The organism is Streptomyces mutabilis (genome assembly GCF_046628145.1).
Classification (GTDB): domain Bacteria; phylum Actinomycetota; class Actinomycetes; order Streptomycetales; family Streptomycetaceae; genus Streptomyces; species Streptomyces mutabilis.
Genome location: NZ_CP176874.1, coordinates 5,798,951 through 5,817,712, shown reverse-complemented (window position 1 = coordinate 5,817,712; position 18,762 = coordinate 5,798,951). Strand labels below are relative to the sequence as shown.

Annotated in this window: 15 protein-coding genes and 1 pseudogene; 5 read left to right on the top strand and 11 right to left on the bottom strand. The window is 72.5% G+C overall.

The features are described from left to right. Positions 1-8 precede the first annotated feature (8 nt). Positions 9-1,274 (bottom strand): aminotransferase class III-fold pyridoxal phosphate-dependent enzyme, encoded by a 1,266-nt coding sequence (locus ACLIN4_RS26320; protein ID WP_411576287.1) that lies wholly within the window; start codon positions 1,272-1,274, stop codon positions 9-11. 265 nt (positions 1,275-1,539) lie between these two features. On the opposite strand from ACLIN4_RS26320, the gene ACLIN4_RS26315 reads away from it, so the two are divergent. Both ACLIN4_RS26315 and ACLIN4_RS26310 read left to right on the top strand, forming a co-directional pair. Beyond that, on the top strand, positions 1,540-2,769 hold the full coding sequence (locus tag ACLIN4_RS26315; protein ID WP_290012399.1) for a trypsin-like serine peptidase: 1,230 nt from the start codon (positions 1,540-1,542) through the stop codon (positions 2,767-2,769). Positions 2,770-2,899: 130 nt separating this feature from the next. After that, on the top strand, positions 2,900-4,117 hold the full coding sequence (locus tag ACLIN4_RS26310) for a trypsin-like serine peptidase (protein WP_411576286.1): 1,218 nt from the start codon (positions 2,900-2,902) through the stop codon (positions 4,115-4,117). A 70-nt stretch (positions 4,118-4,187) separates the two neighbouring features. On the opposite strand, the gene hflX is transcribed toward ACLIN4_RS26310, so the two are convergent. From hflX to miaA, 6 genes are all read right to left on the bottom strand, one after another. Then, positions 4,188-5,681 (bottom strand): GTPase HflX, encoded by a 1,494-nt coding sequence (gene hflX, locus ACLIN4_RS26305; protein WP_107476642.1) that lies wholly within the window; start codon positions 5,679-5,681, stop codon positions 4,188-4,190. Positions 5,682-5,861: 180 nt separating this feature from the next. Next, a complete protein-coding gene (locus tag ACLIN4_RS26300; protein ID WP_411576285.1) occupies positions 5,862-7,388 on the bottom strand; it encodes a M1 family metallopeptidase in 1,527 nt (508 codons plus the stop codon). Positions 7,389-7,531: 143 nt separating this feature from the next. Then, the gene (locus tag ACLIN4_RS26295; RefSeq protein WP_290012402.1) at positions 7,532-9,700 is read right to left on the bottom strand and encodes a RelA/SpoT family protein; all 2,169 of its coding nucleotides are present in this window, start codon (positions 9,698-9,700) and stop codon (positions 7,532-7,534) included. Between the two features lie 216 nt (positions 9,701-9,916). Beyond that, the gene (gene dapF, locus ACLIN4_RS26290) at positions 9,917-10,786 is read right to left on the bottom strand and encodes a diaminopimelate epimerase (protein ID WP_100045154.1); all 870 of its coding nucleotides are present in this window, start codon (positions 10,784-10,786) and stop codon (positions 9,917-9,919) included. 328 nt (positions 10,787-11,114) lie between these two features. After that, the gene (locus tag ACLIN4_RS26285) at positions 11,115-11,615 is read right to left on the bottom strand and encodes a hypothetical protein (protein ID WP_179342298.1); all 501 of its coding nucleotides are present in this window, start codon (positions 11,613-11,615) and stop codon (positions 11,115-11,117) included. Between the two features lie 107 nt (positions 11,616-11,722). Then, entirely contained in the window at positions 11,723-12,661 is a 939-nt protein-coding gene (gene miaA, locus ACLIN4_RS26280; protein WP_289908806.1) for a tRNA (adenosine(37)-N6)-dimethylallyltransferase MiaA, read from the bottom strand. 183 nt (positions 12,662-12,844) lie between these two features. On the opposite strand from miaA, the gene ACLIN4_RS26275 reads away from it, so the two are divergent. Together ACLIN4_RS26275 and ACLIN4_RS26270 are read left to right on the top strand one after the other, a co-directional pair. Beyond that, the gene (locus ACLIN4_RS26275) at positions 12,845-13,120 is read left to right on the top strand and encodes a hypothetical protein (RefSeq protein ID WP_411576284.1); all 276 of its coding nucleotides are present in this window, start codon (positions 12,845-12,847) and stop codon (positions 13,118-13,120) included. A 24-nt stretch (positions 13,121-13,144) separates the two neighbouring features. Next, on the top strand, positions 13,145-13,435 hold the full coding sequence (locus ACLIN4_RS26270; protein WP_100045158.1) for an antitoxin: 291 nt from the start codon (positions 13,145-13,147) through the stop codon (positions 13,433-13,435). A 244-nt stretch (positions 13,436-13,679) separates the two neighbouring features. Here ACLIN4_RS26270 and ACLIN4_RS26265 read toward each other — a convergent pair whose 3' ends face one another. The 4 genes and pseudogenes from ACLIN4_RS26265 to ACLIN4_RS26250 all read right to left on the bottom strand — a co-directional run. Further along, positions 13,680-14,402, bottom strand: a complete 723-nt coding sequence (locus ACLIN4_RS26265) for a class III extradiol dioxygenase subunit B-like domain-containing protein (protein ID WP_289908805.1) — start codon at positions 14,400-14,402, stop codon at positions 13,680-13,682. Between the two features lie 178 nt (positions 14,403-14,580). Then, positions 14,581-16,098, bottom strand: a complete 1,518-nt coding sequence (gene miaB / locus ACLIN4_RS26260) for a tRNA (N6-isopentenyl adenosine(37)-C2)-methylthiotransferase MiaB (RefSeq protein WP_398014002.1) — start codon at positions 16,096-16,098, stop codon at positions 14,581-14,583. Between the two features lie 116 nt (positions 16,099-16,214). Further along, positions 16,215-16,877, bottom strand: coding sequence for a response regulator (locus ACLIN4_RS26255; RefSeq protein WP_100045161.1), 663 nt, complete (start codon positions 16,875-16,877; stop codon positions 16,215-16,217). Between the two features lie 218 nt (positions 16,878-17,095). After that, positions 17,096-18,172: pseudogene (locus tag ACLIN4_RS26250) on the bottom strand (HAMP domain-containing sensor histidine kinase); the annotation flags it as partial. A gap of 102 nt (positions 18,173-18,274) precedes the next feature. Here ACLIN4_RS26250 and ACLIN4_RS26245 point away from each other — a divergent pair. Next, positions 18,275-18,760 carry a cation:proton antiporter regulatory subunit gene (locus tag ACLIN4_RS26245; RefSeq protein ID WP_100045195.1) on the top strand — a complete coding sequence of 162 codons (486 nt, stop codon included), beginning with the start codon at positions 18,275-18,277 and terminating at the stop codon, positions 18,758-18,760. The last annotated feature ends 2 nt before the right edge of the window (positions 18,761-18,762 follow it).

Sequence of the window (18,762 nt, the reverse complement as noted above, 5' to 3'; positions counted from 1 at the left end):
GGGTGTCACTACGGCTGGCGCGCGGCGCGCACGCCGTGCGGTGGGGCGTGACCGACCGGACTCCGCTCCACCGCCTGCACCGCGTCGGCGAAGCGGTCCAGAACCGCCGACATCTGCTCCTCGGTGACGATCAGCGGCGGCAGCAGCCGTACGACGCTTCCGGACGGGCCCGCGACGTCCACGATCAGCCCGCGGCGCAGACACTCCCGCCGGACAGCGACAGCGACAGCGACACCGGCACCGGCACCGGCACCGGCACCGAGGCGAACGGCGTGCGGTCCGGCGTCCGCCGTGCCGTCCGGTGCCGTCATCTCGACGCCGATCATCAGTCCGCGCCCCGTCACGGCGCCGACGCACGTGAACTCCTCGGCCAGGCCGCGCAGTCGGGCCAGCGTTCGACCGCCCAGGGCTGCCGCGTGTTCGGCGAGACGGTGTTCGCGGACGTGAGCGAGAGTGGCCGCGCCCGCGGCCAGGGCGAGCTGGTTGCCGCGGAACGCGCCCCCCTCGTCCGTGTGCAGGTCGTCGCGGTACACCACGGCGGCCAGGGGCAGTCCGCCGCCGATCGCCTTGGAGAGGACCAGGACGTCGGGGACGACCCCGCTGTGCTCGACCGCCCAGAAGGCACCGGTCCGCCCGACGCCCGTCTCGGTCTCGTCGGCGATCAGCGGAACGCACCGTTCGGCCGTGTCGCCGCGCACGCGGCGCAGCCAGGCGTCCTCAGTGGGAATCACACCGCTCCGGCACCGGATCGGTTCCACGATCGTTCCGGCGGGCAGCGCTTCTCGCGGCTCCCGGTCGGCAGGTTCGGACCAGGCCCCGTGGTCCGCTTCCGTGGAGGGGATCACCCGGGTCCGGCCGGTGGCGGCGCGGACCAGTTCGGCGGCGGTGGCGACCGGGTCCTTCCCGGCCGGTTCGCAGAACCGCACGCGCGCACGCTCGGCGAGTCCGGGTGGCAACGTACGCGTCAGTTCGGTGACGAAGGCTTCCTCGACCGGGGTGGAGAGGCCCGTGACCTGCAAGGGGGCCCCTGTGTCGAGGACTTCGCGGATCGCCTGAAGGGCGACCGGGTGGTTGTGCCCCAGGACCAGTGCCCCCGCCCCGGACACGCAGTCGAGGTAGCGGCGTCCGTCGGCGCCCTCGATGGTGAGCCCACGGGCCCGGACCGGTACGACCGGAAGAACGCTCCCGCCGAGGCCGGCCGCCGCGTCGCCCACCGGCCCGCGCTTCGGAGCGCGCTCCCGCGCGGTTGCCCCGCGCACTGCGCTTGTCGCCACGGCTCCGACCTCCCGCTGTCCGTACGCGTCCGGCTGGCCGGTGCCTGCCGGCACGAGGCCGCACCCGGACCGCGCGCACCCCACCGCTACCAACCCCGGACGGTCCGCCGGGTTACGGGTGGTTGTCCGGATCGTCGCCTCGACGGGCGTGCCAGGTCAGGCGGCTTGTATCCGAACCGTTGCCGTACCGACGGAACTCCCCCACAGCGAACGAATAGTGTGTGGTGCCGTTCCAGTGCAGTTCACACCAGGGGGAGTCACCACCATGCGATCCATACGGCCGTCGTTCACCACGCGCGGGCACCAGCGCGGGCGGCGCAGGACCTCCCCCGTGCCGGTCACCGTGGCGCTCGTCTCGGCGCTCGCGCTGACGGCCACCGCGTGCGAGTCCGGCGACGCGGAGGCGGGTGGCGACGCCTCGGCCTCCGCGTCCGCCGCGGACGCGGGCAACGGCGAGATCCGGATCCCGGACCACATCAAGGACAAGCTCAAGGAACACGGGATCGACGTCGACAAGTGGAAGAACGGCGCCTGGAAGGACTGGAACAAGGACGACTGGCTGCGTGAGGCGCAGGACTTCGTCAACCCGATCATCGAGGACCTGTGGGACCCGGACCGGATGCGGGACGCCGAGGAGCCGGACCAGCAGGTCGACGACAGCGACCTCTCGGGTGACCAGGGCGTCACCGACCCGGAGCCGGCGCCCGTCGAGGCCGAGGCCGTTCCGCCCAAGTACCACGACAGCGCCGCCACGGCCGGCAAGCTGCTCTTCGACTCCCCGAAGGGCTCGATGGTCTGCTCGGCGACCGTCGTGAAGGACCCCGCCAACCCGGGCAAGTCCAACATGGTGTGGACCGCGGGTCACTGCGTGCACGCCGGGAAGAACGGCGGCTGGTACCGCAACATCGCCTTCGTGCCGTCGTACAACGACACGGGCATGTCGACCGAGGAACTGCAGAACGCCACCAAGGAGGACCTCGCTCCCTACGGCGTCTGGTGGGGCGACTGGGCGCAGACCTCGGACCAGTGGATCGAGCAGGGCGGTGCGACCGGCGGTGACGGTGCCTCGTACGACTTCGCCGTCATCCACGTAACGCCGGAGAAGGGCAGTGACGGCAGGTCGCTGGAGGAGACGGTCGGCGCGGCGCTTCCGGTGGACTTCGACGCTCCCGCCGTGCCCGAGATCGAGAGCATGAAGGCGATCGGCTACCCGGCCGCCCCGCCGTACGACGGTCAGAAGCTGTTCCAGTGCCAGGACAAGCCGGGCCGGCTGTCGATCAGCGCCTCGGACCCGACGATGTACCGCATCGGCTGCACCATGACCGGCGGTTCCTCCGGCGGCGGCTGGGTCGCGAACGGTTCCGACGGCAAGCCGGCGCTGGTGTCCAACACCTCCATCGGCCCGGTGACGGCCGGCTGGCTGGCCGGTCCGCGGCTGGGCGAGGAGGCCAAGGGCGTGTTCGACGCGGTGAGCGGCAAGTTCGCCGGCCGGTGAGCGCGCGCTGAGCGCAGCGCTCGGCTCGTAGGAGTGCGGGGCGCCGGGCCGGACCTGCGCCCGCGCGCCCCGCACTCCGACCACATCTGCAGGTTCGACACTCATACGTTCCAACGGGGGTAGTTTCACCGTGCGTTCCGCACCCGCACCTGCCGCGCCACGCCGTCGGCGGCGCACCGTGCTCGCCGCGACCGGGCTGGTCGCCGCGCTGGCGCTCACCGCGACCGCCTGCGGCGGTTCGGAGGAGGACGAGGCCGACGCGAAGCCGAGCGGCGGCACTTCCCGGGCGGCCGAGGCCGGCGACACCGGTGACGGCAAGGTCCAGCTTCCGGCCGACCTCGCGGACCGGCTCAAGGAGCACGGCATCGACGTCGACAAGTGGAAGGACGGCGGCTGGAAGGACTGGGACAAGGACAAGTGGCTCAGTGAGGCCAAGGACTTCGTCAATCCGATGATCGAGGGCCTGTGGAAGCCGGACCGGATGCAGTCCGCGAAGGAGGCCGACAAGACCGTCACCACCAAGGACACCGCTGCCGACCAGGGCGTCAGCGACCCCGAGCCGGCGCCCGTGGAGGCCGTGGCCGAGAAGACGCCCTACCACGACAACGCCGCGCCGGTCGGCAAGGTCTTCTTCGACTCCCCCGAGGGCTCGATGGTCTGCTCCGGCACGGTCATCAAGGACGCGAACCACCCGGGCAAGTCCAACCTGGTGTGGACGGCGGGCCACTGCGTGCACGCGGGCGGCAGCGGCGGCTGGTACCGGAACATCGCGTTCGTGCCGTCGTACAACGACCTCGACAAGTCCGAGGCGGAACTGGCGGGGGCGACGACCACCGAGATGGCGCCGTACGGCACCTGGTGGGCCGACTGGGCCTCGACGTCGAACCAGTGGATCCAGGGCGGTTCGGAGGAGGGCGGCGACGGTGCCGCGTACGACTACTCCGTGCTGCACGTGAAGCCGGAGCAGGGCAGCAAGTCCCTGGAGGAGACGGTCGGCGCGGCGCTGGAAGTGGACTTCTCCGCCCCCTCGGCGACCGAGGTCGGCAGTATGGGTGCCTGGGGCTACCCGGCCGCCCCGCCGTACAACGGCCTGAAGATGTTCAAGTGCGTCGACCGTCCCGGCCGGCTGTCGCTGAGCCCGTCGCTGCCGACGATGTACCGCATCGGCTGCACCATGACCGGCGGTTCCTCCGGCGGCGGCTGGTTCCGGGTGGTGGACGGTGAGACCAAGCTGGTCTCGAACACGTCGATCGGCCCCCTCGACAACACCTGGCTGGCGGGCCCGCAGCTCGGCCGGGAGGCCGAGGCGATGTACCAGAACATGAGCCGGACGTACGGCGGGCAGTGACCCGCACATGACGAGGGCCCGCCCCCTGCCAGGCAGGGGGCGGGCCCTCGGTCGTCGTGAGCCGCGTACCTCAGACGAGCGGCGCCGGAACGTACGGCGCGAGTTCCGCCGCCAGTTCCTCGTGCACCCGTACCTTGATGAGGGTGCCCTCCGGGGTGTGCTCCTCGGAGATCACCTCGCCCTCGTCATGGGCGCGGGCGACCAGCTTGCCGTGGGTGTACGGCACGAGCGCCTCGATCTCGACGGCCGGGCGCGGCAGATCGTTGTCGATCAGGGCGAGCAGCTCGTCGATGCCCTGGCCGGTGCGTGCCGAGACGGCGATGGACCGCTTCTCGACCCGCAGCAGCCGCTGGAGCACCAGCGGGTCGGCCATGTCGGCCTTGTTGACCACGACGATCTCCGGTACGTCGGTCGCGCCGACGTCCCTGATCACCTCGCGCACGGCGGCCAGCTGCTCCTCCGGGGCCGGGTGCGAGCCGTCCACCACGTGCAGGATCAGGTCGGAGTCGCCGACCTCCTCCATCGTGGAGCGGAACGCCTCGACCAGGTGGTGGGGCAGGTGCCGGACGAAACCGACGGTGTCCGCCAGCGTGTACAGGCGGCCGCTCGGGGTCTCGGCGCGGCGCACGGTCGGGTCGAGGGTGGCGAACAGCGCGTTCTCCACCAGCACGCCCGCGCCGGTGAGGCGGTTGAGCAGCGAGGACTTGCCCGCGTTGGTGTAGCCGGCGATGGCCACGGACGGCACCTTGTGACGCCGGCGTTCCTGGCGCTTGATCTCGCGGCCGGTCTTCATCTCCGCGATCTCCCGGCGCATCTTCGCCATCTTCTCGCGGATCCGGCGCCGGTCCGTCTCGATCTTGGTCTCACCGGGACCACGGGTGGCGAGGCCGCCGCCCTTGCCGCCGCCCATCTGCCGGGACAGCGACTGACCCCAGCCGCGGAGCCTCGGCAGCATGTACTGCATCTGCGCGAGGGCGACCTGCGCCTTGCCCTCTCGGGACTTGGCGTGCTGGGCGAAGATGTCCAGGATCAGGGCCGTGCGGTCGATGACCTTGACCTTGACGACGTCCTCGAGGTGGATCAGCTGGCCCGGGCTGAGCTCACCGTCGCAGATGACGGTGTCCGCGCCCGTTTCGAGGACGACGTCCCGCAGCTCCTCGGCCTTGCCGGAGCCGATGTAGGTGGCGGCGTCGGGCTTGTCGCGGCGCTGGACGACGCCGTCGAGCACGAGCGCGCCCGCGGTCTCCGCGAGGGCTGCCAGCTCGGCCAGCGAGTTCTCCGCGTCCTGCACGGTGCCCGAGGTCCATACGCCGACGAGGACGACCCGCTCCAGGCGGAGCTGGCGGTACTCGACCTCGGTGACGTCCTCGAGCTCGGTGGACAGGCCCGCCACCCGGCGCAGAGCCGCGCGGTCGGAGCGGTCGAACTGCTCGCCGTCCCACTCCGAGTCGATCTCGTGGCTCCAGGCGACGTCCTCTTCCATCAGGGCATCGGCCCGAAGGCCCTCGGGGTAGGTCTGCGCGAGACGCTTGGTGTCCTGGGAAGGGGAAGAAGAGGAGGTCATTGGATCCTTACGTAGCTGGGAAACGAATCGCGCGGCAATGCTGCTGCGACACTCTTCACAACGCACGGACCGCCGGGGAGATTCCCGCGGCCCGTACCGCGCCGTCCCGAAGATGGTCGCACGGCACGGGCCGTCTCGCACCGGCTTATTCCCCGGCCGGTTCCCCGGCCCTTACCGGGCTCATTCCCCGTGCGGATTTCCGGCGGCCGCCTTCGGTGCCCGCTCGGCCGCGATCGGCTTCCAGTCCGGGTGTCCGGGCATCGGCGGGGTCTTTTCGCCGTACAGCCAGCCGTGGAGGAAGTCCTCCAGGTCGCGGCCGGCGGTCTCGGAGGCGAGGCGGACGAAGTCCGCGGTCGTCGCCGTGCCGTCCCGGTGGCGGGTGACCCAGGCGCGTTCGAGGCGCTCGAAGGCGGGACGGCCGATCTCCTGGCGCAGGGCGTACAGGACGAGGGCCGCGCCGTCGTAGACGTTCTCACGGAAGATGCCGGTCTTGCTGCCGGAGGTGGGCGGCTTCGGGGCGGCCGGCGGTCCGCCCTTCGCGCGCCAGCCGTCGGAGGCGCCGTAGGCGGCCTTCATCCGCGCTTCCATGGGCTCGTCCGCGGTCTCCTCCGCGTACAGCGCCTCGTACCAGGTGGCGTGCCCCTCGTTGAGCCACAGGTCGGACCAGGTGGCCGGGCCGACGCTGTTTCCGAACCACTGGTGGGCCAGCTCGTGCACCATGATCGACTCGACGTACCACTTCGGGTAGACGGGGTCGGTGAACAGCTCCCGTTCGAACAGGGAGAGCGTCTGGGTCTCCAGCTGGAAGCCGGTGGTGGCGTCGGCCATGAGCAGGCCGTACGTGTCGAAGGGGTAGCGCCCGACCTTCTCCTCCATCCAGGCGATCTGTCCGGGGGTCTTCGCCAGCCACGGTTCGAGCGCCGCGCGGTGCTCGGTCGGCACGACGTCCCGGACCGGCAGCCCGTGCGGGCCGGTGCGGTGCAGCACGGTGGAGCGGCCGATGGACACCTGCGCCAGCTCGGTGGCCATGGGGTGTGCGGTCCGGTACGTCCAGGTGGTCGAGCCGCCGGTCCGGTCCACGTCCGTCGGCAACCCGTTCGCGACGGCGGTGAGCCCCTCCGGGGCGGTGACCCGGAAGGTGAAGCTCGCCTTGTCGGAGGGGTGGTCGTTGCAGGGGAACACCAGGTGGGCGACGTCGGCCTGGTTGGCCATGGCCAGACCGTCGGCGGTGCGCACCCAGCCGCCCTCGCGGCCCTCGGGGGGCACCGGGTCGCTGGTGTGCCGGACCGTGATCCGCGTCCGCTCGCCCTCGCCGAGCGGGCTGCCGGGCGTGACGACGAGGTCCTCGCCGGCGGCGGCGAAGCCGGCGGGCTCACCGTCGACCTCGACGGAGTCGACCTTCCCGTGGGCGAAGTCGAGGTTGATCCGTTCCAGGTCGGCCGTCGTCCGGGCGTCGATGGTGGTGACGGCCCGCAGCGGCTCGCTGTTGCTGCCGGAGTAGGTGAAGGAGAGGTCGTACGCCGCCACGTCGTACCCGGGGTTGCCCAGGTGCGGGAAGAGGCGGTCGCCGACGCCCAGGGGGGTCGGCGGGGCGCTCGCGGCGACCAGGCATACGGAGACCGCCGAGGCGAGCAGCGCGGCGGCCCTGAGCCGACCACGGGCTCGCACTCGGGGGCGGGAAGCCGGGGGGTGAGGGGTGTGCGGCATGCCCCACGGCTATCAGCGCGCACGTACGCCGCGGCGCCGACGCGCGCCCGGGACACCCGAACGGGTGCCGTCCCGGCGAGCGGTCCGGGGGACGGGCGGCCGGGGCAGGCGCCTTGGCTCGCCGGCGACTCGTCCGGTGCGGCTCAGACGCCCGTGGTCTGGGGCTGCGCCCGGCTCACGTCGTACACCCCGGGCACCTCGCGCATCGCGCGCATGAGGCCGGGCAGCCGTGCCGCGTCGGGGAGCAGGACGGTGTAGGTGTGGCGGACCCGCTGCCGGTCGGGCGGCTCGACGGTCGCGGAGACGATCTCGGCGCCTTCGACGGCCATGGCCTCGGTGAGGTCGGCCAGCAGGTGCGGTCGGCCGAACGATTCGGCGAGCAGGGTGACCCGGCACTGGGTGCTCTCCCCCCAGCGCACGCCGACCTCCGGGCGCCCCGCGCCCTTCATGCGGTCCACGACGGCGCACTCCGCGCGGTGCACGGTCACCACTCCCCCGCGCACGGCGAAACCGGTGATCTCGTCGGGCGGTACGGGGGTGCAGCAACCGGCCAGCCGTACGGATGCCCCCGGCCGGTCGGCGAGGACGTCGGCGGAGGCCGGGCGGGGGGCCGGTCCGTCGGACGCCGGGCGGGCGGCGGGCGCGTCACCGGTCAGGGAGCCGCGGGGCGCGTCCTCCGGCTCCGCGGGCGCCTGTGCCGGGCGGGCCGCGAGCCTGCGCTGGATGGCGATCCGCGCGGCCGGCGTGCGGGCGTGCTCCAGCCACTCCCTGGAGGGCTCGGAGGCGGGGTCCTGCCCCATGAGGAGCTGCACGGTGTCGCCGTCCCGCAGCACCGTGCTCATGGTCGCCAGGCGGCCGTTGACCCGGGCGCCCATGGCCGCGTGCGCGTCCTCGCCGTACTGGGCGTAGGCGGCGTCCACGCAGGTCGCTCCCTCGGGCAGGCCGAGGGTGCCGCCGTCGGGGCGGAAGACGGTGATCTCGCGGTCCTGGGCGAGGTCTTCGCGGAGGGTGGACCAGAAGGTGTCCGGGTCGGGGGCGCCGCGCTGCCAGTCGAGCAGCCGGGACAGCCAGCCGGGCCGGGTCGGGTCGACGCGCTCGCCGTCGCCCGCGCTCTGGTCCTCCGAGGGCTGTGCGTAGGGATTACCGAGGGCGACGACTCCGGCCTCGGCGACCTTGTGCATCTGGTGGGTGCGGACGAGGACTTCGACGACCTGGCCGTCCTGCGGGCGGGCGACCGCGGTGTGCAGCGACTGGTACAGGTTGAACTTCGGTACGGCGATGAAGTCCTTGAACTCCGAGACGACCGGCGTCATACAGGTGTGCAGTTCGCCGAGGACGGCGTAGCAGTCGGCGTCCTCCTGCACGAGCACCAGCAGGCGGCCGAAGTCGGCGCCGCGCAGCGGGTCGCGTTTGCGGGAGACGCGGTGCAGGGATACGAAGTGGCGGGGCCGGATGAGGACTTCGGCGGTGATGTCGGCCTCGCGCAGCACCTTGCGCACGTCCTCGGCGACCTCGGCCAGCGGGTCGTCCGCGCGGGCGGCGTTCTCGGCGACCAGTTCCTGGGTGTGCGCGTACTCGTCGGGGTGCAGTACCGCGAAGACCAGGTCCTCCAGCTCGGACTTGAGCGCCTGGACGCCGAGCCGTTCGGCGAGCGGGATGAGGACGTCCCGGGTCACCTTGGCGATGCGCTCCTGTTTCTCCTGGCGCATGACGCCGAGGGTGCGCATGTTGTGCAGCCGGTCGGCGAGTTTGATCGACATGACGCGGACGTCGTTGCCGGTGGCGAGGAGCATCTTGCGGAAGGTCTCGGGCTCGGCGGCGGCGCCGTAGTCGACCTTCTCCAACTTGGTGACGCCGTCGACGAGGTAGCGGACCTCGGCGCCGAACTGCTCGCCGACCTGGTCCAGGGTGACGTCCGTGTCCTCGACGGTGTCGTGGAGGAGGGACGCGGTCAAGGTGGTGGTCTCCGCGCCGAGTTCGGCGAGGATGAGGGTGACGGCGAGGGGGTGGGTGATGTACGGCTCGCCGCTCTTGCGCATCTGGCCGCGGTGCGAGGACTCGGCCAGGACGTAGGCGCGGCGCAGGGGGTCGAGGTCGGCGTCGGGGTGGTGGGCGCGGTGGGCCTCGGCCACGTGGCCGATGGCGTCGGGCAGCCGGCCGCGGGCGGCGGAGCCGAGCAGTGCGGCGCGGCCCAAGCGGCGCAGGTCGATCCGGGGGCGGGCCTTCCTGCGGGGCGCGGCCGGCGCGACGGCGCCGGTGGTCGCGGGCGGCACCGGGCCTGGGCTCGCTGGATTCACGGCCTCCGCGTTCATGGGCACCTCCGGCTGCGTGGACCGGCGGACGGGGCATCCCGGGGCGGACACGGCTCAAGGGATGGTGTCGTTCCCCCGTCCGGGCCGGTGCTTGATGCTATCGAGCCCATCATGTGCGGCCGACCGCCTCTCGCGGAGCGTGAAACGGATCACCCATTCGAGCGATGGACCGAGGGTTTACGTTTTCGCACTGAGTGTCATGGACCGGGCTGTGGTTCAGACGAGTACCCCCTCGAGCCATTCGGCGTCGAACTCGCCCTCGGCGACGATCACCGCGGGACCGGTCATCTCGATCTCGCCGTCGGGGTGCTCGGTGATCACCAGGGTGCCGCCGGGCACGTCGACGGTGTACGTCACCGGGGTGCCCGTGACGGCCGGGTCGGCGCCGTCCCGGCGGGCGGTGGCCACGGCCACGGCGCAGGCACCGGTGCCGCAGGACCGGGTCTCCCCCGAGCCGCGTTCGTGCACCCGCATCGCGACGTGGCGCGGGCCGCGGTCGACGACGAACTCGACGTTCACCCCGTCCGGGTAGGCGGTGGCCGGCCGGAACGGCGGCGCCGAGTACAGGTCGCCCGCGTGGTCGAGGTCGGCGACGAAGGCCACGGCGTGCGGGTTGCCCATGTTCACGTTGCGCGCGGGCCAGCTGCGCTCGCCGACGCTCACCTCGACGTCGCCCTCGGGGAGCAGCGCGCGGCCCATTCCGACGGTGACGTCCCCGTTCTTGGCGAGGTGCACGGTCTTCACGCCACCGCGCGTGGCAACAGCGAGGTCGCCCTCGGTGGCGTGCCCGGCGCGCTGGAGGTAGCGGGCGAAGACGCGCACGCCGTTGCCGCACATCTCGGCGACCGAGCCGTCGCCGTTGCGGTAGTCCATGAACCACTCCGCCTCGGCCGCCATCTCCTTGGCCTCGGGGTGTGCCGCGGACCGCACGACGTGCAGCAGTCCGTCGCCGCCGATGCCCGCGCGGCGGTCGCACAGGGCGGCGGCGGCAGCGGGGGGCAGGTCGAGGGCGTTCTCCGGGTCCGGGACGATCACGAAGTCGTTCTCGGTGCCGTGACCCTTGAGGAAGGCGATCCGCGTGCTCATTCCTCGATCGTACGGGGTGGGGGCGACGGAACGTCGTGGGGCGGGCGGGGGCGAGCAGGCCGGCGCGGGGCAGCGGTGAGCGGCGTCTGTGGACGGGTGCGGGTCGTACCGGGTCCGTGCTGGTGCCGGCGGCTCGCGCTGTACCGGTGACTCGTGCTCGTACCGTGGGCCCGCGTCGGCCGTCGCCCGTGGGCTCGTGTGCGGTGGGGTCGGCGAGTCTGCACGCGGTGGTTCCGATGGGCGCTGCGTCCGGGGCGTCGGTGGGCCGGCACCCGCAGACACCGGTGACCCCTGGGTGGCCCCCGGAACAGTCCCGCCGAGGCCCGTGTCAGCCGCGCAGGCGGGCCACCCGCCACACCGCCAGGACGACGACGGCGACGACCGTCAGGGCGTACACGAGGATCATCCGCCAGTCGGCCCGGCGCCCCGAGCCGCGCTGCGGCAGACCCGGCAGGGTGTAGCCGACCCGGCGGGCGGCCATCATGCCCCAGCCGGCCGCGCAGGAGCAGATCAGCAGCCCCAGCATCGCGATCACGGCGCCGCTGTCGCCGAAGTCGAAGGCGAGCGGGAAGGCGAACATCAGGGAGCCGACCGCGCCCAGGCCCACGATGGGGGCGAGCTGCCAGATGCGCAGCCGCCGCTGCGGGCGCAGCTCGACCTCGACCTCGTCGCCGTACATCTCGTCGGGCTCGGGACCGTCGGTCGCCACGCCCTCCGGCGTGTCGTCGGGGCCGTCGGGGCTCAGAGCAGCTCCGTCCGGCTCCGTGCCGCCGTGGTCGGCGACAGCGTGCTCGGTGCTCGGTGCGGTGTCACGAGGGCCGGCCTCCATCGCCACGCGCCCTCCCAACTAGGACTCACTCGGTCGATCGAAGCTCGATGATGGCACGCCGTCGAAGGCCCCGATGACGGCCGGGGCGTCCCGATGCCATCACGTGATCAGGCTGTAACCGGTCGTTCGACCAACGACAGCGCGAGCTGCGGAAGTTCCGTGCGATCCGCCACAGCCCCACTCAACCAGTGCACCCGCGGATCGCGCCTGAACCATGAATCCTGACGGCGCGCGAAGCGTTTGGTGGCACGGACGGTCTCCGTCCGCGCCTCGTCCATCGTGCACTCGCCGGCGAGCGCCGCGAGCACCTGCTGGTAGCCGAGGGCGCGCGACGCCGTACGCCCCTCGCGCAACCCCTGCTCCTCCAGGGAGCGCACCTCGTCCACCAGACCGTCCTCCCACATCCGGTCGACGCGGCGGGCGATGCGCTCGTCCAGTTCGGGGCGCGCCACGTCCACGCCGATCTGCACCGTGTCGTAGACGGAGTCGTGGCCGGGGAGGTTGGCGGTGAAGGGCCTGCCGGTGATCTCGATCACCTCGAGGGCGCGCACGATCCGGCGCCCGTTGCTGGGCAGGATGGCCCGGCCCGCCTCGGGGTCGGCGGCGGCCAGCCGGGCGTGCAGCACCCCCGAGCCGTGCCGCTCGAGCTCCTCCTCCAGCCGGGCCCTGACCTCGGGGTCGGTGCCGGGAAACTCCAGGTTGTCGACGGCCCCGCGGACGTAGAGGCCGGAGCCGCCGACGAGGACCGGCCAGCGCCCCTCGGCGAGCAGCGCGTCGATCCGTTCCCGGGCCAGCCGCTGGTACTCGGCGACGGACGCCGTGACCGTCACGTCCCAGATGTCGAGCAGGTGGTGCGGGATCCCGCCGCGTTCCTCGGGCGTCAGCTTGGCGGTGCCGATGTCCATCCCTCGGTAGAGCTGCATGGAGTCGGCGTTGACGACCTCACCGCCGAGCCGCTGGGCCAGGAATACGCCCAGATCGGACTTTCCGGCCGCGGTGGGTCCGACTACGGCGATGACGCGGGGGGCGGGGGGTGCGCTGCTCACCGCACCAGTCTCCCAAACCTCTCAGCCCGCCCTCGAACGAGTTACGTGACGGCGGGGGTCCGGGGTCGTTGCCCGTTGCGAAGTTCCCGCTCCCCGGGCCACCGGGGCCAGGGCCCCGGCCGCGCAAACGGACGCACCGGGTACCGCGGGATTTCGCCCGCACGAGTAACGTATGGAGTTGATATGGGCGTTTTTGCACGACTTCTTCGGAGGTCGAAGACCGCCGAGGAGGCGTCGGCCGAAGAGACACGGACCGACACCGCGGACACCGAGCGTGCGGCGGAGGAGAAGACGGCGGAGGCCGTGGAGACGGCCGACTCCGGCCCCCGGAACACATCCGGGTCCGCGGAGGCCGACGAGTCCACCGAGGCCGCCGATGCGGACGGCGTCGGCATCCCCAAGCAGCAGTCCGCCGGGGAGGCCGTCGACAACGAGGCCGACAAGGGCGCCCGCACCTGACCGCCCCGTGAGGGAAGGCGAACCATGGGTCTGCTGGACAACTTGAAGGCCAAACTGGGACCGGCGAAGGGCAAGGTCTCCGACCTCGCGCAGCAGCACGGGGACAAGATCGATCGCGGTCTCGACAAGGTGGCGAGGACCGTCGACGAGAGGACCAAGGGCAAGTACAGCGACCGGATCCAGACGGGCACCGGCAAGGCCAAGGGTGCCATGGACCGCCTCGCCCACAAGGACGACGACGGCACGCCCGGAGGAGGCACGCCGGGCACCGCGCCGGGCGGTCCCCCGCCCGCCGGGCCGCCGCCGGCTTCCTGATCCGTGCCCGTCCTAGCGCGGACGGGCCACCGGCACATCGGCGGACGGTCACGGCGAGCCGCTCGGCTCCCGACCGTCCGCCGGCGCGCGTGCGTACGAACGCGCCCGCCGCTTGGGCCACGTCCTTGTGCCGCACGACCGGGCGGGCGGCCGTGCGGCTTGTGCGACCCGACCGCGGCACGTACGACGCCGCCGCGCGCCCGCACGAACTGGCCGACGGCCGTACGACCCGGGGCGGCGGCCGCTACGACCAGGTGGCCGCGACGTATCCCACCCCGTACGGCGCGTCCTCGTACAGCAGCGCTCCGGCGAGGGCCGCGTCCGCTGCCGCGCCCGCGAGGACCTGCCAGGGCGCCCGGCCGGATGCCTTCAGCTCGCGCGCGAGCGTGACATCGAGGGCCGCGAGGGCGGCCGGGTCCGCCGCTCCCAGCGCCCGCGCGATCTCCGCGTCGAAGGGTGCCGCCCGCTCGTCGAGGTATCCGGGGGCCTTGAGCGTGCGGCACGCGCTGGCGTCGCCCAGGACCAGCAGCGCGATCCGCCCGGGCCGGGCGGCGACGTCCCGTCCGACGGCGGCGCAGCGCTCGGCGGATAGTGCCTCCCCCACGCCGATGCCCTCGACGGGAGTGTCGGCCCATCCGGTGCGCCCGAGCAGCCAGGCCCCCACGGCGAGCCCGTACGGCAGCTCGCGTCCGGTTCCCTCCGCCTCCGGTCCACGGTCGGTGCCCAGGCGGACGTCCAGATCCACCCCGAAGCCCCGGAAGGTGCCCGGAGTGCCCTGCGGGTAGATCTCCGGCCCGGGGGTGTCGGCAGGACCGACGACCACCAGCCGGTCGGGCCGTGCGGCGGCGAGCACGCCCAGCGCGTCGGTGCACGCGGCACGAGCGGCATCCAGTTCGGGTGCGGCACCCGCGGCGACCTCCGGCACGAGGAGCGGCGGGCAGGGACAGACGGCGGCTGCGACAAGCATGATCGGCAGCGTATCCCCGGACGTCGCCCCCCGGCCGCACCCCCTGCGGTCGAGCGCACCCGCACGCCGCCTTGCCGTCAGCCCCGGCCGCACGCCGCCTCACGGTCGAACGCAGCCACCCGACCGCCGAAAACAGCCACGCGCCCTCCCCCGGTCGGGCACAGCCGGCCGACCGCCGTCAGTCGCAGCCGCAGCCGCTCGCCACGGCCGGCTGCGGTTCGGGGACGCCGATCTTCGGCAGGCCCAGCATCACGCCCGCGGGCTTGGCCTGCTCGGCCGCGTTGCGCTTCGCCCAGGCGTCACCCGCGCGGGTGCGGCGCACGTCGAGCACCGCGCCCTCGGCGAGGAGGTGGTGCGGGGCGGCGTAGGTGACCTCGACGGTCACCACGTCGCCGGGGCGGACCTCCTGGTCAGGCTTGGTGAAGTGCACCAGGCGGTTGTCGGGGGCTCGGCCGGAGAGGCGGTGGGTGGTGCCGTCCTTGCGGCCCTCGCCCTCGGCGACCATCAGCTCCAGGGTGCGGCCGACCTGCTTCTTGTTCTCCTCCCAGGAGATCTCCTCCTGGAGGGCGACCAGACGCTCGTAGCGCTCCTGGACGACCGCCTTGGGGATCTGACCGTCCATCTCGGCGGCCGGGGTGCCGGGACGCTTGGAGTACTGGAAGGTGAAGGCCTGGGCGAACCGGGCCTCGCGCACCACGTGGAGGGTCTGCTCGAAGTCCTCCTCGGTCTCGCCCGGGAAGCCCACGATGATGTCGGTGGTGATCGCCGCGTGCGGGATGGCCGCCCGCACCTTCTCGATGATGCCCAGGTAACGCTCCTGCCGGTAGGAGCGGCGCATCGCCTTGAGCACCGGGTCGGAGCCGGACTGGAGCGGCATGTGGAGCTGCGGCATGACGTTCGGCGTCTCGGCCATGGCGGCGATGACGTCGTCGGTGAAGTCGCGCGGGTGCGGGGAGGTGAAGCGCACGCGCTCCAGGCCGTCGATCTTCCCGCAGGCCCGCAGCAGCTTGCTGAACGCCTCGCGGTCGCCGATGTCGGAACCGTAGGCGTTGACGTTCTGCCCGAGCAGGGTGATCTCGGAGACGCCCTCCGCGACCAGGGCCTCGACCTCCGCGAGGATGTCGCCGGGGCGGCGGTCCTTCTCCTTGCCGCGCAGTGCCGGGACGATGCAGAAGGTGCAGGTGTTGTTGCAGCCGACGGAGATGGAGACCCAGGCCGCGTACGCGCTCTCGCGGCGGGTGGGCAGCGTGGACGGGAACGCCTCCAGGGACTCCGCGATCTCGACCTGCGCCTCCTCCTGGACGCGGGCGCGCTCCAGCAGCACCGGCAGCTTGCCGATGTTGTGCGTGCCGAAGACGACGTCCACCCAGGGCGCCCGCTTCACGATGGTGTCGCGGTCCTTCTGCGCCAGGCAGCCGCCGACCGCGATCTGCATCCCGGGCCGGCTCGCCTTCTTCGGAGCGAGGTGGCCGAGGTTGCCGTACAGCTTGTTGTCGGCGTTCTCCCGGACGGCGCAGGTGTTGAAGACGACGACGTCCGCGTCACCGTCGGCGCCCTCGGGAGCGCGGACGTAGCCCGCGTCCTCCAGCAGACCGGACAATCGCTCGGAGTCGTGGACGTTCATCTGGCACCCGTAGGTGCGTACTTCATAGGTGCGCGTGCCGCCCACTGACTGGATCCGGTCGATGCTGCTCATGGCAATAAGGGTAGGCGGTCCGCGGTGATGTCCCGGGCCGCCTGTGGACAACCCGGATCTGGACCGGTCGGAGGCTGCCCGAGCCGGTCGGCGCAGGCCGGAACCGACCGGAGCCGTCAGGGCTCGATGAGGCCGGCCCGGATCGCGTACCGGGTGAGTTCCAGGCGATCGCGCACGCCCAGCTTCTGGAGGAGGTTCGCGCGGTGGCGCTCCACGGTCTTGGCGCTGATGAACAGCAGCTCGCCGATCTCCTTGGACGTGTGCCCCTCGGCGACCAGCTTGAGGATCTCCTCCTCGCGCTCGGTGATGGGCCGGTCGGGCAGGCCGCCACCGCCGTGCAGGCGGTCCAGGTAGGAGCGGACCAGGGCCCTCTCGGCGCCCGGGTAGATGAACGGCTCGTCGCGTACGGCCGCCCGGCAGGCCTCCACCAGATCGCGGTCGGCGACGGACTTGAGCACGTAACCGCAGGCTCCGGCCTTGAGCGCCTCGAAGAAGTACTGCTCGTTGTCGTACATGGTCAGGATGAGGATGCGCAGCTCGGGCAGGCGGCGGGAGAGCTCGCGCGCCGCCTGCAGGCCGGTCATGCGGGGCATGGCGACGTCCAGGACCGCGAGGTCGACGTCGGTGGTGCGCGCGGCCGCGACCGCCTCCGCCCCGTCCCCGGCCTCGGCGACGACCGTGAGGTCCGGTTCGCCGTCCAGGATGAGCCGGACTCCCCGGCGTACGAGCGTGTGGTCGTCGGCGAGCAGGACGCGGATCGGGGGCCGTGCGTACGTCAAGGGCGGTCTCCGGGGCGGTCTGTATGTCGGGCTGCTGGTCGGTCCGTTCGCGGGCCTGCCGGCCGGTCCGTGGGCCGGTTCGCCGACGGGCTCGTCCGCTGGTTCGCCGACCGGCTCTCCTGCCGGGCTGCCGGTCGGGCTGGTCGGGGGTCCGTCTGCTGGTCAGAGGGGCCGTTCCCGACCGGGTTGTCGGCCGGGTCACCCGACCGGTCCTCGATGCTGTCTCCGGACCGGTGTCCAGGCAGGTCTCCGGTTCCCCCGCCGCCCGGGGCCGGGACGCGCAGGCGGACGTCGGTGCCCCCTCCGGGGGCGGGTTCCAGGTGGATCCCGGCTCCGATCAACAGGGCCCGCTCACGCATCCCCCGGATACCCGCTCCCTCGGGTGCCGCCCCGAGACCGGTGCCGTTGTCGCGGACGAGCAGTTCGACGCCGCCGGGAAACGGGCGGAGGCTGAGTTCCGCGCGGTCGGCGGCGGCGTGGCGGGCGGTGTTGGTCAGGCCCTCCTGGGCGACCCGGTAGATCACGAGTTCCGCCTCCGGGGCGAGCGGGGGCAGCTCACCGGGGACGTGGTGGTGGACGGTCAGTCCGTGGTGCGTGAACTCGGCGGCGAGCGAACGCAGGGCGCTGGCGAGGCCCAGCTCCTCCAGGACACCGGGGCGCAGGCGGCGGGCGATGCGGCGGATCTCGTCCAGGCCGGACCGGGTCGCCTCCTGCGCCAGGGACACCTCTTCGCGCAGCTCTCCGGGCACCCGGTCGGCGACGCGTTTCAGCTGGAGGAGTACGGCGGTGAGGGTCTGGCCGACCTCGTCGTGCAGCTCGCGGGCGATGCGGTGGCGTTCGCGTTCCTGGGCGTGCAACGCTCGGCCGGCGCCCGCGGCCCGTTCGGCCTGGAGCCGGTCGAGCATCGTGTTGTACGTCGCGATCAGCTCCGCCGCCTCGGCCGGTCCGGCGACCGTCGGACGGGCGCCGGGCACCAGCAGGTCGGCGGTGGTCATGGCGCGGCCCAGCCGTTGCAGCGGGGTGAGTCCTATCCGCAGGACGACCGCGTTTCCGGCCAGCAGCACCACGAGACCGGCGAGCAGGATCAACGCCTCGTGCCGCAGGACGGGGGTCGAGACGGTGACCGGGCCGAGCAGAAGTGCGGTGGCGACGACCAGACCGGCGGCGTTGAGCGAAAAGATCCGCCAGAAAAGCGACACGGTCCTCTTCCCGCTCCTCCCGGCCTTCGCGCACGACACCGCCTCGACCAGCCTCTCCGACCGAGTGCGGCTGCGTATATCCGTCACGACACCCATATCGCCACCGTACGCGCGGATGACAGCATGGCGGGGCCGTGAGCACGTCACCCACGTGCGTGAAGTGCGGCAAGGAAAAGCAAGCGAATGAGGGGAAAGCTCGTGTCAGCTCCACGCCTGAGGGCGACGCCGCTGCCGGGTATCGGGGTCCAGTACGACCTGGTGACCCGCGAACACCGCCACCTGTCGGTGGTGGCACACCGCGACGGCGCCCGCACGGTGAACGTGTACCGGGCCGACGACCCCGATTCCTGCGCCCACTCGCTGCGGTTGGCCGCGGCGGAGGCGGGCGCGCTGATCGACGCGCTCAAGCCCTCCCACCACAGCGCGAACCTGCTCTACACCACGGACCTCGGGCTGGTCGCCGAGCGGATCGAGGTGGCCGCGACGTCCCGCTGGAACGGCCGGCTGCTGGGCGAGACCTGCATGCGCACCGAGACCGGTGCCTCCATCGTCGCCGTGCTGCGCCGGGCCGAGGCGATTCCGTCGCCGGCGCCGGACTTCCGGCTGGTGGGTGGTGACACATTGATCGTCATCGGCACCCGCGAGGGCGTCGACGCCGCCGCGGCGATACTCGGGCAGGAGTGAGC

Bases quoted from the DNA above. Each gene is read 5' to 3' on its own strand.
- ACLIN4_RS26315 (WP_290012399.1), top strand. From the start codon at position 1,540: ATGCGATCCATACGGCCGTCGTTCACCACGCGCGGGCACCAGCGCGGG.
- hflX (WP_107476642.1), bottom strand. From the start codon at position 5,681: ATGACCTCCTCTTCTTCCCCTTCCCAGGACACCAAGCGTCTCGCGCAG.
- ACLIN4_RS26300 (WP_411576285.1), bottom strand. From the start codon at position 7,388: ATGCCGCACACCCCTCACCCCCCGGCTTCCCGCCCCCGAGTGCGAGCC.
- ACLIN4_RS26295 (WP_290012402.1), bottom strand. From the start codon at position 9,700: ATGAACGCGGAGGCCGTGAATCCAGCGAGCCCAGGCCCGGTGCCGCCC.
- dapF (WP_100045154.1), bottom strand. From the start codon at position 10,786: ATGAGCACGCGGATCGCCTTCCTCAAGGGTCACGGCACCGAGAACGAC.
- ACLIN4_RS26285 (WP_179342298.1), bottom strand. From the start codon at position 11,615: ATGGAGGCCGGCCCTCGTGACACCGCACCGAGCACCGAGCACGCTGTC.
- ACLIN4_RS26275 (WP_411576284.1), top strand. From the start codon at position 12,845: ATGGGCGTTTTTGCACGACTTCTTCGGAGGTCGAAGACCGCCGAGGAG.
- ACLIN4_RS26270 (WP_100045158.1), top strand. From the start codon at position 13,145: ATGGGTCTGCTGGACAACTTGAAGGCCAAACTGGGACCGGCGAAGGGC.
- ACLIN4_RS26265 (WP_289908805.1), bottom strand. From the start codon at position 14,402: ATGCTTGTCGCAGCCGCCGTCTGTCCCTGCCCGCCGCTCCTCGTGCCG.
- miaB (WP_398014002.1), bottom strand. From the start codon at position 16,098: ATGAGCAGCATCGACCGGATCCAGTCAGTGGGCGGCACGCGCACCTAT.